This window comes from Pseudonocardia adelaidensis, assembly GCF_039543345.1.
In the GTDB taxonomy this organism is placed as follows: Bacteria; Actinomycetota; Actinomycetes; order Mycobacteriales; family Pseudonocardiaceae; genus Pseudonocardia; species Pseudonocardia adelaidensis.
On the sequence record NZ_BAABJO010000042.1, the window covers coordinates 68,342 to 83,292 of the forward strand.

12 protein-coding genes and 2 tRNA genes are annotated in these 14,951 nt (G+C 72.0%); 10 read left to right on the forward strand and 4 right to left on the reverse strand.

Features of this window, described 5'->3' with window-relative positions; genetic code table 11:
• The first annotated feature begins 39 nt into the window (after positions 1-39).
• Together ABEA81_RS37175 and cimA are read left to right on the forward strand one after the other, a co-directional pair.
• Positions 40-1,401 (forward strand): MFS transporter, encoded by a 1,362-nt coding sequence (locus tag ABEA81_RS37175; protein ID WP_345611912.1) that lies wholly within the window; start codon positions 40-42, stop codon positions 1,399-1,401.
• A 200-nt stretch (positions 1,402-1,601) separates the two neighbouring features.
• Entirely contained in the window at positions 1,602-3,248 is a 1,647-nt protein-coding gene (gene cimA / locus ABEA81_RS37180; protein ID WP_345611914.1) for a citramalate synthase, read from the forward strand.
• Here the strand turns inward: cimA and ABEA81_RS37185 are convergent.
• Positions 3,238-4,056, reverse strand: a complete 819-nt coding sequence (locus ABEA81_RS37185) for an alpha/beta fold hydrolase (RefSeq protein WP_345611916.1) — start codon at positions 4,054-4,056, stop codon at positions 3,238-3,240. The two genes, cimA and ABEA81_RS37185, sit on opposite strands and share 11 nt — an antisense overlap.
• 152 nt (positions 4,057-4,208) lie before the next feature.
• On the opposite strand from ABEA81_RS37185, the gene ABEA81_RS37190 reads away from it, so the two are divergent.
• Positions 4,209-5,012, forward strand: a complete 804-nt coding sequence (locus ABEA81_RS37190) for an HD domain-containing protein (RefSeq protein ID WP_345611918.1) — start codon at positions 4,209-4,211, stop codon at positions 5,010-5,012.
• Here the strand turns inward: ABEA81_RS37190 and ABEA81_RS37195 are convergent.
• Positions 4,959-6,335 (reverse strand): FAD-dependent oxidoreductase, encoded by a 1,377-nt coding sequence (locus ABEA81_RS37195; RefSeq protein ID WP_345611920.1) that lies wholly within the window; start codon positions 6,333-6,335, stop codon positions 4,959-4,961. The two genes, ABEA81_RS37190 and ABEA81_RS37195, sit on opposite strands and share 54 nt — an antisense overlap.
• Positions 6,336-6,395: 60 nt before the next feature.
• Between ABEA81_RS37195 and gltX the strand changes: the two genes are divergently transcribed.
• From gltX to ABEA81_RS37210, 3 genes are all read left to right on the forward strand, one after another.
• On the forward strand, positions 6,396-7,889 hold the full coding sequence (gene gltX / locus ABEA81_RS37200; protein WP_345611922.1) for a glutamate--tRNA ligase: 1,494 nt from the start codon (positions 6,396-6,398) through the stop codon (positions 7,887-7,889).
• Positions 7,890-7,935: 46 nt separating this feature from the next.
• A tRNA-Gln gene (locus ABEA81_RS37205) sits at positions 7,936-8,007 on the forward strand.
• Between the two features lie 51 nt (positions 8,008-8,058).
• Positions 8,059-8,131 (forward strand) — tRNA-Glu (locus ABEA81_RS37210).
• 954 nt (positions 8,132-9,085) lie between these two features.
• Here the strand turns inward: ABEA81_RS37210 and ABEA81_RS37215 are convergent.
• Positions 9,086-10,894, reverse strand: a complete 1,809-nt coding sequence (locus tag ABEA81_RS37215; RefSeq protein ID WP_345611923.1) for an Hsp70 family protein — start codon at positions 10,892-10,894, stop codon at positions 9,086-9,088.
• A gap of 268 nt (positions 10,895-11,162) precedes the next feature.
• Positions 11,163-11,864: an IclR family transcriptional regulator gene (locus ABEA81_RS37220; protein WP_345611925.1), complete on the reverse strand. Its 702-nt coding sequence runs from the start codon at positions 11,862-11,864 to the stop codon at positions 11,163-11,165.
• Positions 11,865-11,917: 53 nt separating this feature from the next.
• On the opposite strand from ABEA81_RS37220, the gene leuC reads away from it, so the two are divergent.
• From leuC to ABEA81_RS37240, 4 genes are all read left to right on the forward strand, one after another.
• Positions 11,918-13,330, forward strand: coding sequence for a 3-isopropylmalate dehydratase large subunit (gene leuC / locus ABEA81_RS37225; protein WP_345611926.1), 1,413 nt, complete (start codon positions 11,918-11,920; stop codon positions 13,328-13,330).
• The gene (leuD, locus tag ABEA81_RS37230; protein WP_345611928.1) at positions 13,330-13,923 is read left to right on the forward strand and encodes a 3-isopropylmalate dehydratase small subunit; all 594 of its coding nucleotides are present in this window, start codon (positions 13,330-13,332) and stop codon (positions 13,921-13,923) included. The genes leuC and leuD overlap by 1 nt, the downstream gene beginning before the upstream one ends.
• A 48-nt stretch (positions 13,924-13,971) precedes the next feature.
• A complete protein-coding gene (locus ABEA81_RS37235) occupies positions 13,972-14,472 on the forward strand; it encodes an HU family DNA-binding protein (RefSeq protein WP_345611930.1) in 501 nt (166 codons plus the stop codon).
• Positions 14,473-14,630: 158 nt separating this feature from the next.
• A complete protein-coding gene (locus ABEA81_RS37240; protein ID WP_345611931.1) occupies positions 14,631-14,768 on the forward strand; it encodes a hypothetical protein in 138 nt (45 codons plus the stop codon).
• The last annotated feature ends 183 nt before the right edge of the window (positions 14,769-14,951 follow it).

The window sequence follows — 14,951 nt, forward strand, 5'->3', positions numbered from 1 at the left end:
AGCCTGCGACGACCCTCGCCCGCGCTTAGGCTCACCCGCGTGGACGACGACGTGAGGTCCGGGGCCGGAAGCCAGGTCGTCGACGACGGCTCCGGCAACGTCGTCGACCGCCGCAACCTGCGTACGGCGGCGTGGGGCGGGCTCATCGGCACCGCGCTGGAGCAGTACGACTTCGTCATCTACGGCACCGCGACGGCGATCATCTTCAACAAGATCTTCTTCACCCAGGCGGATCCGGCGATCGGGGTGCTGGCGGGCTTCGCGACGTACGCGGTGGGCTTCCTCGCCCGCCCGGTGGGCGGCTTGTTCTTCTCCCGCTACGGCGACCGGCTGGGGCGGAAGTTCGTGCTGGTGGCGACGCTGTTCCTGATGGGGATCTCGACGTTCCTGATCGGGGCGCTGCCGACGTACGAGCAGGTGGGCCTGTTCGCGCCCGCGTTGCTCGTGGTGCTGCGGCTGTTGCAGGGCGTCGGGGCCGGCGCGGAGCAGGCCGGTGGAGTGGTGCTGCTCACGGAGGCCGCGCCGCGTGAGCGTCGCGGGCGGTACGCGTCGCTGGTGTTCGTGGGCGCGTCGGCGGGCACGGCGCTCGGGGCCGTGATCTGGATCCTCGTCCAGCTGCTGCCGCCGGACCAGCTGCTCGCGTGGGGCTGGCGGGTGGTGTTCTTCTCCAGCGCCTTCGTGACGATCGCCGCGTACATCCTGCGCAGGCGGCTGCGTGACGCACCGGTGTTCGAGCAGGCGAAGCGCGAGCAGGCAAAGGAGCACCGGGTCGAGGAGTCGCCGATCAAGAGCGTGTTCACCGTGGGGCGCAGGCCGTTCTACCGGACGTTCGCGCTGAACATCGGGGGCAACACGCAGTCGTACGTGTTCCAGGTGTTCATGGGCAGCTACCTGATCCAGACGGTGGGCGTCGACGCTCGGCTGGTGCCGCAGGCGCTGCTGGTGGGGGCGCTGTTCGGCTGCCTGTCCGCGTACGTCACGGGCGCGCTCACCGACCGGTTCGGCCGCCGTCCGGTGATCATCGCGGTGGCCGCGTTCCTGGTCGTGTTCCCCGCACCGGCATTCCTGATGCTGGACACCGGTAATCCGGGGCTCGTCGTGCTGGTGATCGTGCTCGGCTTCGTCTTCGCCGCGTACGGCACGGTCGGTTCGCAGGGCGCCGCGTTCGCCGAGCTGGCCGGATCGCGCTACCGCTACGCCGGGGTGGCGCTCGGCCGGGAGTTCTCCGCGGTGCTCGGCGGTGGGATCGCGCCGCTGCTCTCGGGTGTGCTCGTGCAGCTCACGGCGGGGTGGGCCGGCGTGGCGATCTACATGAGCGCGATCATGCTCGTGAGCCTGATCACGGCGATCAGGATGCCCGAGACGCGGGGCCGGGACCTGCGGCTCGAGGCCGATGCGTGATCCGCGACCCCGAGCGCGGGGGCGGGTGTGACACCCCGGGACGGCGCGTGCCACACTGGTCCCGTGCAGCACCTCTGCGTGATCATTATTGACGAGCGCGTCGGCTAACCAGCACCACGGCCGACGCGCAGACCTCTCGCACCCGCGGGGGGTCTTTTTTGTTGCCCAGATCGCGCCATCGACAGCCAGGAGCCCCTCGAATGTCCCGAACCGAACCGGCCGGTACCCCGCTCGGCGACGCCTTCCACGTCTTCGACACCACGCTGCGGGACGGGGCCCAGCGCGAGGGCATCAGCTACTCGGTGGCCGACAAGCTCGCCGTCGCCGGCCACCTCGACGCGCTGGGCGTCGGGTTCATCGAGGGCGGCTGGCCGGGCGCGATGCCGAAGGACACCGAGTTCTTCGCCCGCGCCGCGGCGGGGGACCTCGAGCTGCGCCACGCGGTGCTCGTGGCGTTCGGTTCGACGCGCCGTGCGGGCCTCGCCGCGGCCGAGGACCCGCAGGTGCGCGCGCTGCTCGAGTCCCGGGCCCCGGTGGTGACGCTGGTGGCCAAGTCCGACCGCCGCCACATCGAGCGGGCCCTGCGCACCGACGTCGCCGAGAACTGCGCGATGGTCGCCGACACGGTGTCGTTCCTGCGCGGCGAGGGGCGGCGGGTGTTCCTCGACGCCGAGCACTTCTTCGACGGCTACAAGTTCGACCCCGACACGGCGCTGCGGGTGCTGGATGCGGCCGTGACCGCAGGCGCGGACGTCGCGGTGCTGTGCGACACGAACGGCGGCATGCTCCCGCTGGGCATCGCCGAGGTGGTGACCGAGGTGGCCGCGCGCACCGGCTTCCGCCTCGGCATCCACTGCCAGGACGACACGGGCTCCGCGGTGGCCAACTCGGTCACCGCGGTACAGGCGGGCGCGACGCACGTGCAGTGCACCGCCAACGGCTACGGCGAGCGGGCCGGCAACGCCGACCTGTTCGCCGTCGTCGGGAACCTGGTGACGAAGCTGGGCATGCCCGTCCTACCGGACGGCGCGCTCGGCGAGCTGACCCGCACCTCGCACGCGTTGGCGGAGATCGCCAACATCGCTCCCGACACCCACCAGGCCTATGTCGGGACGTCGGCGTTCGCTCACAAGGCGGGCCTGCACGCGAGTGCGATCAAGGTGGACCCGGAGCTCTACAACCACATGAACCCGGTGGACGTGGGCAACGGGCAGCGGGTGCTGGTCACCGAGATGGCCGGCCGGGCCAGCGTCGAGCTCAAGGGCTCTGAGCTCGGCCTGGACCTGGCCGGCCATCCCGACGCGGTGTCGGCCGTGGCGCGCACGGTGAAGGAGCGGGAGGCGGCGGGCTGGTCGTTCGAGGCCGCCGACGCCTCGCTGGAGCTGCTGATGCGGTCGGCGCTGGGGGACGCCGCCGCCGCCCCGTTCACGCTCGAGTCCTACCGTGTGATCATCGAGCACCGCGCTGACGGCGAGGTGGTCGCGGAGGCGACGGTGCGCGTGGTCGTCGACGGCGAGCGGTTGATCGCCACCTCGGAGGGGAACGGCCCGGTCAACGCCGTGGACGCGGCGCTGCGGGCCGCGCTCACCCCGCGCTTCCCCTGGCTGGCGAGGGTCGAGCTCTCGGACTACAAGGTCCGGATCCTCACCCACGGCACCGACGCCGTGACCCGGGTGCTCGTGGAGTCCACCGACCACGCCGAAGCAGCGCTTGCGGGTCCGAGTACCGGGCCTGCCTCGTGGACCACGGTCGGCGTGCACGGCAACGTCGTCGAGGCGTCCTGGCTGGCGCTCGTCGACGCCCTCGCCTACGCGGCACTGCGCGAACGGGTCGCCGTCAGCTCTTGAGCAGCCCCAGCAGCTCGGTGTTGAGCTGCTCCGCGTGCGTGACGAACAGCCCGTGCCCCGCCGTCGGGTACTCGACGTAGCGGCACCCGGGCACGAGGTCCGCCGTGCGCCTGCCGGTGAGCGCGACGGGAGCGGAGGTGTCCGCCGCGCCGTGCACGACCAGCGTGGGCACGGTGATCTCGCGGAGCCCGGCCCGGTGATCGGCGTGGAACGTGGAGCGGAACAGCTGCGTGGTCGCCCACGGTGAGGCGGACAGGCACTTGCCGATCGTCCAGTCGATCAGCGCGGGCGAGACGTCGTTGCCGAGGTGCGTGGCGTACCAGACCTGCGCCTGGCGGGCGAACCACTTCGGCCGGTCGGTCCGGAACTGCGCGATCGTGGCCTCGAGTGCGAGCTCCGGAAGCCCGTCGGGGTTGTCCTCGGTCTGCTTCAGGAACGGGACGACCGCGGCGACGAACGCGACCCGCGCCACGCGCTCCTCGCCGTGCCGGGCCAGGTAGCGGGCCACCTCGGCGCCGCCGAACGAGTGCCCAACCAGCGTGGCGCCGGACAGGTCGAGGTGCTCGAGCAGGGCGGCGACGTCGTCGGACGTGGTGTCGATGTCGTAACCGGCCGACGGGCGGTCGGAGCGGCCGTGCCCGCGCCGGTCGAGCGCGATGCAGCGGTACCCGCGTTCGGCGAAGTACGGGATCTGGTACTCCCACATGTCGGCGTCCAGCACCCAGCTGGAGATGAACACGATCGGCTCGCCCGTTCCGTAGTCCTCGTACGCGAGGCGGGTTCCGTCGTGCGTGGTGAAGTGCGGCATCGTGCTCTCCTCGTCGTCGTGTTGACGACGACCACGGTGACGCGCGCGGGGTAGCGGGGTCCATGACGTCGCGGGTAAGGCTCAGAAGGAAGCCTTCTCTGCGCCGAGACTGCTGTGCAATGCTAACGGTTGATCGCCGCGAAGGGGGCGTGATGACCGTTCACGAGGAACCGCAGGCGCCGAGTTCGTTCCGGGCCATCGGCGACGGCACGGGCTGGGTCCGCGAACCGCTGGACGACGCGGTGGGCGGCAGACGGCAGGTGATCGCCCCACCCGCCGCGGCCACCCTCGGCACCCCGGCCCACAGCGGCGCGAAGGCCGCGCAACGGGCCGAGATGGACAAGCCGAACACCGTGTTCATGATGGGCGACAACCCGGCCCTGCCGAAGATGCCCGAGCGCCCCACGCTCGAGGACTTCTACCGGCTGCGCTTCGACGACTTCGCCGTCTCGCACATGCTGCAGAGCGCGCGGCTGGCCCGGCAGAAGGGGCTCGACGAGAAGGTCGTGCTGGCCTGCCTGCTGCACGACATCGCCGTGCCCGGCCTGCTGCGCAGCGACCACGGGTACTGGGGTGCGCAGATGGTGGCGCCGTACGTGGACGAGGAGGTCGCCTGGGCGATCGAGAAGCACGAGGCGCTGCGCTACTTCGCGGACGAGTCCGTCGGCTACTCCTACCCGCAGGAGTACATCGCCTTCTTCGGCGAGGACTACGACCCGCCGGAGTACATCCACCGCGAGCACGAGGCGGCCCGCGCGCACCGCTGGTACATGACCTCGCGGCTGATCACGCTGAACGACATGTACTCGTTCGACCCGGACGCGCGCGTGGACTTCGAGGAGTTCACCGATGTCGTCGGGCGGCACTTCCGGCAGCCGGAGGAAGGGCTGGGGTTCGACGGGTCACCGGTCGCCCACATGTGGCGCACCATGATCTGGCCGAACAACTTCCTGTAGCCCGTCGCGCTCCCCGCCCGGCGGAGCGGCGCGCTCCGGGGAGCGACGCGCCCAGTCGGGGGCGTGCTCGGGCAGGGGACCGATCGCGATGAGCCGCCCCGGTACGCCCTGCAGCACCGGGAAGCGGCGGAGCAGGCGCAGGGGGCGCGGGAGCGCCTCCGTCGGGGCGGTCGGCACGGTGCCGCCGGTCGGGTCGGCCGTGTCCGGCACCGGGGTGCTCGCCGTGGCGGCTCGGCCGCTGAGCACGGCCCGGTGGGCGAGCCGCTGGCCACCTTGGATCAGCGCCGTCGGCCACCACCGCCGCCACTGCACCTTCCGAAGCAGCGAGCGTGGCACGATGCCGCCCGAGCGCAGCGCGGGCGCGAGCATCCTCGCCGCCGCCACGGCGTCGGCGACGGCCAGGTTGATGCCCACACCGCCCACGGGGGACATCGCGTGCGCGGCGTCCCCGATCAGCAGCAGGCCCTCGCGGTGCCAGCTGCGCAGCCGTTCCAGCCTGACGTCCAGCAGCTTCACCTCGTCGAGGGACGTCAACGCACCGAGCCGGTCGGCCATCCACGGCAGCAGGGCCGCGATGCGCTCGCGGAACCGCTCCAGGCCTGCCGCGCGCATCGCGGCATCGCTGCCCTTGGCGATGAGGAACGCGCACTGCCAGTAGTCGCCGCGGTCGATGAGGACGGCGAACTGCCCTCCGGAGATCCGGCCGACCCCACCCGCCGGGTCCGTCTCGCGCCGCGGCAGCCGGAACCACCAGACGTCGATCGGCACCCCGAAGGAGCGGGGGACGAGGCCGGCGGCCGCGCGCATCGCGGAGCCGCGGCCGTCGCATGCGACCGTGAGGCCGGCCCGGATCTCGTGCTCCGAGCCGTCGGTGCGGTCGCGGTAACGCACCCCCACCACGCGCTTGCCGTCGTGCAGCAGCCCGATCGCCTCCGCGTTGCGCCGCAGGGTGAACGTCGGCTCCTCCTCGGCGGCGTCGGCCATGAGGTCGAGGAAGTCCCACTGCGGCACGAGCGCGATGTGCTGGTGCGCGCCTGGCAACCGACTCAGGTCGCCGACCTGCACGCGCCCGGCGTCGAGCTGCACCTGGACCCGATCGAGCTCCCGGTGGGGCAGCGCGGCGAAACGCTCGCCGAGCCCGAGCTCGTCGAGCAGGGTGAGGGTGGAGGCGTGCACGGTGTCGCCGCGGAAGTCACGCAGGAAGTCGGCGTGCTTCTCCAGGACGGTGGTCTCCACGCCGGCGCGGGCCATGAGCAGGCCGAGGACCATGCCCGCCGGGCCCCCGCCGACGACGAGGCAGGTCGTGCGCTCGTTGCTCGACATCCGTAGGTTTCTACGCCGCTCAGAACGGCCTGGCCAGGCCTCGATAGGCTGGCGACCATCATGAACGCTCGCAACGACGTCCGGGTGCGCTTCTGTCCGTCGCCGACGGGCACCCCGCACGTCGGACTGATCCGCACCGCCCTGTTCAACTGGGCGCACGCCCGCCACAACGGCGGCACCTTCGTGTTCCGCATCGAGGACACCGACGCCCGGCGCGACTCCGTCGAGTCCTACGAGGCCCTGCTCGACGCGCTGCGCTGGCTCGGGCTCGACTGGGACGAGGGGCCGGAGGTCGGAGGCCCGTACGGGCCCTACCGCCAAAGCGAGCGCCGCGACTCCTACCGCAACGCCCTGGGCCTGCTCGTCCGGGCCGGCGAGGTCTACGAGTCGTACTCGACGCCGGAGGAGATCGAGGCGCGGCACCGGGCCGCGGGCCGCGACCCCAAGCTCGGCTACGACAACGCCGACCGCGACACCACCGACGAGCAGAAGGCGGCGTTCCGCGCCGACGGCCGGCTGCCGGTGTTCCGGCTGCGGATGCCCGACCGCGACATCACGTTCGACGACCTCGTCCGCGGCCCCGTCACGTTCAAGGCCGGCACGGTGCCCGACTTCGTGCTCGCCCGCGGTGACGGCACCCCGCTCTACCCGCTCACCAACCCGCTCGACGACGCCCTCATGGGCATCACCGACGTGCTGCGCGGCGAGGACCTGCTCCCGTCCACCCCGCGCCAGATCGCGCTGCTGGAGGCGCTGCAGCGGGTGGGGATCGGGAACGGGCCGTTCCGCTACGGGCACCTCCCGCTCGTCACCGGCGAGGGCAACCGCAAGCTGTCCAAGCGCGACCCGCAGTCCAACCTCTTCCTCTACCGCGAGCGCGGATTCGTGCCCGAAGGGCTGCTGAACTACCTCGCATTGCTCGGCTGGTCGATCGCCGAGGACCGCGATGTGTTCACGATGGCCGAGATGGTCGATGCGTTCGACATCACACGGGTGTCGAGCAATGCCGCGCGCTTCGATCTCAAGAAGGCCGAGGCGATCAATGCGGCACACCTGCGGGCACTGCCGGTCGAGGAGTTCGCACGACGCGTCGAGCCCTACCTCGAGGCCGAGGGTGTGATCACCGGCACGCCGACGGAAGAGCAGCGCGCACTGCTGGCCGCCGCGGCGCCGCTGGTGCAGGAGCGCAGCGTGGTGCTGTCCGACGCCGCGCGCATGCTGCGCTTCCTCTTCGTGCCGGAGGAGGGCTTCGCCCCAGAGGACGACGCGGCGGAGAAGAACCTCGGCGCCGACGCCGCACCGGTCCTCGAAGCGGCCCTGACCGGCCTCGATGCCGTTCCCGAGTGGTCCCACGAGCACATCGAGGGTGCCCTCAAGGCGGCACTCGTGGACGGGCTCGGCCTCAAGCCGCGCAAGGCGTTCGCGCCCGTGCGGGTGGCCGTGAGCGGGCGCACCGTGTCGCCCCCGCTCTACGAGTCCATGGAACTGCTGGGTCGCGAGCGCTCCCTCGCCCGCCTGAGGGCCGGTTTGGAGCGGGCTGCGAGCCTCGGCTAGAGTGGTCGCCACAGGGCACGGTCACCCTCCGGGTGAAGGTGAACCTTGGGGTATGGTGTAATTGGCAGCACGACTGATTCTGGTTCAGTTAGTCTAGGTTCGAGTCCTGGTACCCCAGCGGAAACGCTCAGAAGCGGTCTGATAAACTCAAAACAGAGCGATTCCCAGCGGCCCCGTCGTCTAGCGGCCTAGGACGCCGCCCTCTCAAGGCGGTAGCGCGGGTTCAAATCCCGTCGGGGCTACGCGAGGGGCGAGGTGTGTTCGCGGAAGGCGCGAACCACCTCGCTCCGCTTTTATTTCTGGGGGCGCAGCCCCCAGACCCCGCCCGGAGGGGCTTCGCCCCCCGGACCCCCCTCCTGTGGTTGCGTTGGCATCGTCCGCGCGGCCTCAAACCCGCGCGGCCTCAAACCCGCGCGGCCTCAAACCCGCGCGGCCTCAAACCCGCGCGGCCTCAAACCCGCGCGACGGCACCTGCCCTCGACATCACCTGCCGGTGACGTCACCTGGCGCGCGACCTCACCTACCTCGCGGCACACCCTCATGACGTCTGGATCTGCGGCCCGCCGCAGACGCGGACCTGCAACCGTCACCAACTGGTCCATGTGAGGGTCGCCTGATCCCCTGACAAGGACGCCTCCGCGGAGGCCCGCAGTGATCAACAACCGATGATCCAGCTGAGTCTCGGCCAGACGCCCTGGAGCACAAGCTCGACCCCTCCCAGGCCGAGGCCCTGGCGGATCGCGAGCAGGATCCATCCGAGCGGGCCCGACCGTGAGGCAGTGGGCCGGGGACGCGGCGTGATCGATCCGAGCAGTACCGCACTGCCGCCGCATCCGCGCTGACATGCCGCTCGCGGCGATCAACCGCTCGTGATCGGCCCGAGCAGCACACCACTGCTGTCGCAGCGACCATGAGGTACTCCTCGATGCGCCCGGGTCGGTGACCAAGGGCAAATGGTTCCTCGTGAAGATCGAACGACGACCATCCGCCCTTGATCAGCGACAGGCCGGGCGGCAACCCCGCCGCATTCGAGCAGCGCGCTCCACGATGCACCTGCTTTCGTGCCGAAGTGCCGAGTCATGTCCGTCACGACCGCCTCCGGGGGCGCCGCGCGCCCAGCGTGCAGACCCCGCCTGCCCCCAAGGACAGCCCCGCACACTGCGCGGCGCCACCGGAGGCACTCCGGAGCCGTACCCCTACGCCGGGGCTGGGGCGACCTCGGCGGTCTGGCTCGCCCCGCCACCCTCGTTCGGGTCGGTGGGTGTGGGCTGCTCCGTCGGCGTCGGCTTGGTCGTCGGCTCCGTCGTGTCCGGCGGGGGCGTGGTCGTCACCGAGGGCTCGGTGGTCGTCACCGGCGGCTGCTCCGTGGTGGGGCGCGTCTGCGGTGGTGGCGGCGGGAGTGGGCGCGTGGCGGGCGGCTGCTCCGTCGGTGCGGGACGTTCCGTCGTCCGCGGGGCGGGCTGGGTGGCCTCCTGCGTGGGGACGGGGCGGGGGGTGCTTGCGGCTGCGGGCTCGGAGTCCGGCTGCGGCCACAGGAACACCGCGGCGATCACGGCGATCGCGGCGGCCACGGCGCCGGCCGTCACCAGGAACGACGGGCTCTTGCCGCGGGGCTCGGGCGCGTAGTCGTACCGGGGCTCGTAGGGCTCGTCGTCGAACTCCGGGGCGTAGCTGGGGGTGGCCGGGCGGGGCGGGGGAGCCACCGGGGGGCGCGGGGGCGCGGGCCGGTACGGCGGGAGGCTCGAGCTCGCGGCACCGCCCATCGGGCCGGGACCGTACGCACCCGGGGGACCGGCGGGCGGGCCGTACGGGCCCTGGGGCCCGCCGCCACCGCCCAGCGGCGGCGCACCCGCGGCGGCAGCCGCGATCGGGAACCGCGCCGAGCCGCCGGCGCGCGGAGCCGGGACGCGCGGCCGTGGCCCGCTGCCGGTGGGCGGCGCGGGCTGCAGCGACAGGACGGCACCCATCGAGATGGCGTTCTTCGGGTCGACGTCGACGGTGACGGGGCGGCCGAGCAGCTCGGAGACGAGCTGCCCCACGAGCGGGATGCGCGACGAACCGCCGACCAGCAGCACCGCGGACAGCTGCTGCGGCGCCAGCCCGGCCGAGGCCACCGCGCGCTGCAGGGCGTCGACGGTGTCCTCGACCTGCGGGCGGATGGCCGCCTCGAACTCGCTGCGGTGCATCCGCACCGATCCCTGCGCCTTGGGCGTCAGCACCGGGATCGACACCTCGGTGTCGCTGCTGAGCGCCTCCTTCGCCTCCACGCACTCGCGCCGGATCGCGGCGATCGCGGACAGGACGGCGGGATCGTTCTCGTCGAGCCCCTCGAACGCGTCCGGCATGCCGCTCATGACGTGCTCGAAGACGATCTCGTCGAAGTCGATGCCGCCGAGGCGGTCGACCCCCTCCGGCCTGCCGAGCAGCTTGAAGGTGTTGCCGTCCTTGTGCACGACGGCCGCGTCGAAGGTGCCGCCGCCGAAGTCGTAGACGGCGATCGTCGAACCGGGTTCCACCCGCTCGGCCGACGCGTAGTGCAGTGCAGCGGCCTGCGGCTCGGCGAGGTAGGAGACCTGCAGGCCCTGCGCGGCGAGCGCGCCACCGAGCCGCTCGGTCTTGTGCGGGCCCCACGAGGCGGGCAGCGTGACGGCGATCCGGGCGGCGGGTCCCGCCTCGCGCTGCGCGACGCGGTCGACGACCCAGCGCACGAGCCGGGCGGAAAGGTCCTCCGGCGCCCACGGACGGCCGCCGACGATCAGCGGGGTCGGGTCGCCGATGCGGCGCTTGAACTCGCGGACGACGTGGTCGGGGGAGCTCACCGCGCGGCGCTCGGCCGCCTCGCCGACGACGACGCTGCCGTCGTCGCCGAGGTAGAGCACCGACGGGACGGCGCTGGCGCGGTCGCCGAGGTTGACGATCTCGGTCTCGCCGGGGCGCGCGTCGAGCCTGCCGATCGCGGCAGCCGTCCGCGTGGTGCCCAGATCGATGCCGAGCAGGTAACTCATCGTCCCCCGTCTTCAGTCGCTTGGCGGCTCGAGTGGTGACTTGCCGTGGTGATCGAGCCGATCTGAGGTCACGTTAGCGGCCCGGCTGGATGATGGCCGGACAGGTCGCGCGATCGGTACTAGCGGGAGGTGACGGAGCCGCTCACCGCGGTGAGCGGTAGCTCCGCCACCGACGCAGCCGCTCGAGGATCGTTCGTTCGTGGCTCTGCGCTCGCTCTCGTGCAGGGCGGTGGCACGAGACGTGGGGTGCGCGGACAGGCTCCTATCCCTACAGGCGGTGCTGCAGCGCCTCGGCCGCGGCGAGCAGGTCGGCGGCCCACCGGACGCCGGGACGCCTGCCGATGCGGTCGACCGGGCCGGACACGGAGACGGCGGCGACGACCTGGCCGGTGCCGTCGCGCACGGGTGCCGAGACGCTCGCGACGCCGGACTCGCGCTCCGCCACGCTCTGCGCCCATCCGCGCCTGCGGACGTCGACCAGCACGCGGTCGCCGAAGGTGGCTTCGGCGAGCACAGCGCGCTGGATGGCCGGTTCGGCCCACGCGGCCAGCACCTTGGCGCCGGAGCCCGCCGTCATCGGCAGTCGTGTGCCCACCGGCACGGTGTCGCGCAGGCCGCTGGTGGGCTCCGCGGCGGCGATGCAGATCCGGTGGATGCCGTCGCGGCGGTAGAGCTGCACGCTCTCGCCGGTGATGTCGCGCAGCCGCGGCAGCACGGCGCCCGCGGCCTCCAGGAGCGGGTCGACGCCACCGGCCGCGAGCTCCGCGAGTGCCGGGCCGGGCCGCCACCGGCCGTCGGCGCCGCGGTGCAGCAGCCCGTGCACCTCCAGGCCGACGGCGAGCCGGTGCGCGGTGGCCCGGGGCAGCCCGGTGCGCTCGCACAGTTCGGCGAGGCCGCAGGGCTCGGCCGCGGTGGCCCGCAGCACCCCCACGGCCTTGTCGAGCACGCCGATGCCGCTATGCTGTCTCACGAGCCGATACTAACTTCCCGAAATGTGAGACGTCCAGCGAGGAGGCTGCCGCCGTGGGACGAACGCTGGCCGAGAAGGTCTGGGACCAGCACCTGGTCCGCAAGGGGGAGGGGCAGGAGCCCGACCTCCTCTACATCGACCTGCACCTGGTGCACGAGGTCACCAGCCCGCAGGCGTTCGACGGGCTCCGGCTCGCCGGTCGCCGCGTGCGCAGGCCCGACCTCACCGTCGCCACCGAGGACCACAACGTCCCCACCACCGACGTCGAGCTGCCGATCGCCGACCCGGTGTCGCGCACGCAGGTGGAGACGCTGCGCAAGAACTGCGCCGAGTTCGGCGTGCCGCTCTACCCGATGAACCACGCCGAGCAGGGCATCGTGCACGTCGTCGGCCCGCAGCTGGGGCTCACCCAGCCGGGCCTCACCGTCGTCTGCGGCGACAGCCACACGTCCACCCACGGCGCGTTCGGCGCCATGGCGTTCGGCATCGGCACGTCCGAGGTGGAGCACGTGCTGGCCACGCAGACGCTGCCGCTCAAGCGGTTCAAGACGATGGCGATCAACGTCAACTCGAAGGACGGCACGCTCCGTCCGGGCGTCACGAGCAAGGACGTCGTGCTGGCGATCATCGCGCAGATCGGCACCGGCGGCGGCCAGGGCTACGTGCTGGAGTACCGCGGCAACGTCATCGAGAACCTCTCGATGGAGGCCCGGATGACGATCTGCAACATGTCGATCGAGGCGGGCGCCCGGGCCGGGATGATCGCGCCCGACGAGACGACGTTCGAGTACCTGAAGGGCCGCGACCGCGCGCCCAAGGGCGACCAGTGGGACGAGGCCGTGGCCGCGTGGCGCGAGCTGCGCACCGACGACGACGCCGTGTTCGACGCCGAGGTCGACATCGACGCCGACGCGCTCACCCCGTTCGTCACGTGGGGTACGAACCCGGGGCAGGGCCTGCCGCTCGGGGAGCGGGTGCCGGACCCGGCGAAGATCGTCGACGAGAACGAGCGCGTGGCTGCCGAGAAGGCGCTCACCTACATGGGCCTGGAGGCCGGCACCCCGCTGCGGGACATCCGGATCGACACGGTGTTCGTCGGTTCCTGCACGAACGGCCGGATGGAGGACCTGCGCGCCGCCGCCGACGTCATCAAGGGCCGCAAGGTGGCCGACGGCGTCCGCATGCTGGTGGTGCCGGGCTCGATGCGGGTGCGGTTCCAGGCCGAGGCCGAGGGCCTCGATGAGGTGTTCCGGGCCGCGGGCGCCGAGTGGCGCTCGGCGGGCTGCTCGATGTGCCTCGGCATGAACCCCGACCAGCTCGCGCCCGGTGAGCGCAGCGCGTCCACGTCCAACCGCAACTTCGAGGGCCGCCAGGGCAAGGGCGGCCGCACGCACCTGGTGTCGCCGCTGGTGGCCGCCGCGACCGCGGTCCGCGGCACCCTGTCGAGCCCGGAGGACCTGAGCTGATGGAACCCTTCAAGACCCACACCGGGATCGGCGTGCCGCTGCGCCGGTCCAACGTCGACACCGACCAGATCATCCCGGCCGTCTACCTCAAGCGGGTCACGCGCACCGGGTTCCAGGACGGCCTGTTCGCCGCCTGGCGGGGCAACGAGGACTTCATCCTCAACCAGGAGCCGTTCTCGCGCGGATCCGTGCTGGTGGCCGGCCCCGACTTCGGCACGGGCTCGTCGCGCGAGCACGCGGTCTGGGCGCTCATGGACTACGGGTTCCGCGTGGTGATCTCCGCCCGGTTCGGCGACATCTTCCGCGGCAACTCGGCCAAGCAGGGTCTGGTCGCGGCGCAGGTCGCGCAGCCGGACGTCGAGCTGCTGTGGAAGCTGCTGGAGAACGAGCCGGGTGTCGAGGTCACCGTCGACCTCGAGGAGAAGACCGTGCACGCCCGCGACCTCACGGTCCCGTTCCAGATCGACGACTACACCCGGTGGCGGCTGCTGGAGGGTCTCGACGACATCGGCCTCACGATGCGTCACGTCGACGAGATCACGGCGTTCGAGGCCGCCCGCCCCGGCAGGCTGCCCACCACCGCGCAGGTCTGACCGGGTGCTGCCGCCCGGGGCGGCGGCCGGGCCTTCTACCGTTCCGGTATGAACAAGACTCAACTCGTGGACGCGCTCGCCGAGCGCCTCGGGGACCGGCGCACCGCCGCCGCAGCCGTCGACGGGCTGCTCCAGACCATCGTCGACCGGGTCCGGTCCGGTGAGGCGGTGACGCTCACCGGGTTCGGCGTCTTCGAGGGCCGCGCCCGGGCCGCCCGTACCGCGCGCAATCCGCGGACCGGCGCCGCCATCGCCGTGCCGGCCACCACCGTGCCGGCCTTCCGGCCCGGCGCCGGGTTCCGCGCGGCGGTCGGCGGAGCGGCGCCGGGAGCGGCAGAACCGAGCGCTTCCACCCCGGCCCCGGCCGCGGCCGGGCCCGCCGTCGAGGCGCCCGCCAAGCGGGGCAAGAACGGCGGCAGGGCCACGAACGGCAGGGCCACGAACGGCAAGGCGGTCAAGGCGGCGGTCAAGGCCAAGGACACCAAGGCCGAGAAGGACCGCGGCAAGGCCAAGGACGGCAAGCCGAAGAAGGCCAAGTCGAAGAAGTAGGCGGCTCCCTCGGCATCCCGCCTCCTTCCCGCATGCACGGACAGTGGCGGCACCATAGCGGGTGAGGATCGGAGGATCAACATCTTGTCGGATCGTTGAACGATCCTTAGTGTGATGGATGCGGTACCGCGCACCCCACCGAGGATCGGAGCAGCCTGATGCCGACCGAGACACTCGCCCCCGCCGATTTCGACCTGGACCTCGACGTCCAGGTCGTCGTGGAGTCGGAGATGTCCGCGCAGAAGACCGGTGTGACCGACATCTGCACCACGATCTACTGGCCCTGCCGGAAGTGATGATGTCCGTCCGGCCGGTCCGGTGCGACGGGGAACGGGCATGACACCCCCTGTGTCAACCCCAAGATCGAGATTAGGCCGCTGCGGGTGTGGTGAGGCGTTGGAGCGCGCCGTGTTTGGTGGGGTTGTAGGGCACGCCGTCGAGCCAGCAGCGCCAGATCACGCGGATCCAGGCGCGGGCCA

Bases quoted from the DNA above. Each gene is read 5' to 3' on its own strand.
- cimA (WP_345611914.1), top strand. From the start codon at position 1,602: ATGTCCCGAACCGAACCGGCCGGTACCCCGCTCGGCGACGCCTTCCAC.
- ABEA81_RS37185 (WP_345611916.1), bottom strand. From the start codon at position 4,056: ATGCCGCACTTCACCACGCACGACGGAACCCGCCTCGCGTACGAGGAC.
- ABEA81_RS37190 (WP_345611918.1), top strand. From the start codon at position 4,209: ATGACCGTTCACGAGGAACCGCAGGCGCCGAGTTCGTTCCGGGCCATC.
- ABEA81_RS37195 (WP_345611920.1), bottom strand. From the start codon at position 6,335: ATGTCGAGCAACGAGCGCACGACCTGCCTCGTCGTCGGCGGGGGCCCG.
- gltX (WP_345611922.1), top strand. From the start codon at position 6,396: ATGAACGCTCGCAACGACGTCCGGGTGCGCTTCTGTCCGTCGCCGACG.
- ABEA81_RS37215 (WP_345611923.1), bottom strand. From the start codon at position 10,894: ATGAGTTACCTGCTCGGCATCGATCTGGGCACCACGCGGACGGCTGCC.
- leuD (WP_345611928.1), top strand. From the start codon at position 13,330: ATGGAACCCTTCAAGACCCACACCGGGATCGGCGTGCCGCTGCGCCGG.
- ABEA81_RS37235 (WP_345611930.1), top strand. From the start codon at position 13,972: ATGAACAAGACTCAACTCGTGGACGCGCTCGCCGAGCGCCTCGGGGAC.
- ABEA81_RS37240 (WP_345611931.1), top strand. From the start codon at position 14,631: ATGCCGACCGAGACACTCGCCCCCGCCGATTTCGACCTGGACCTCGAC.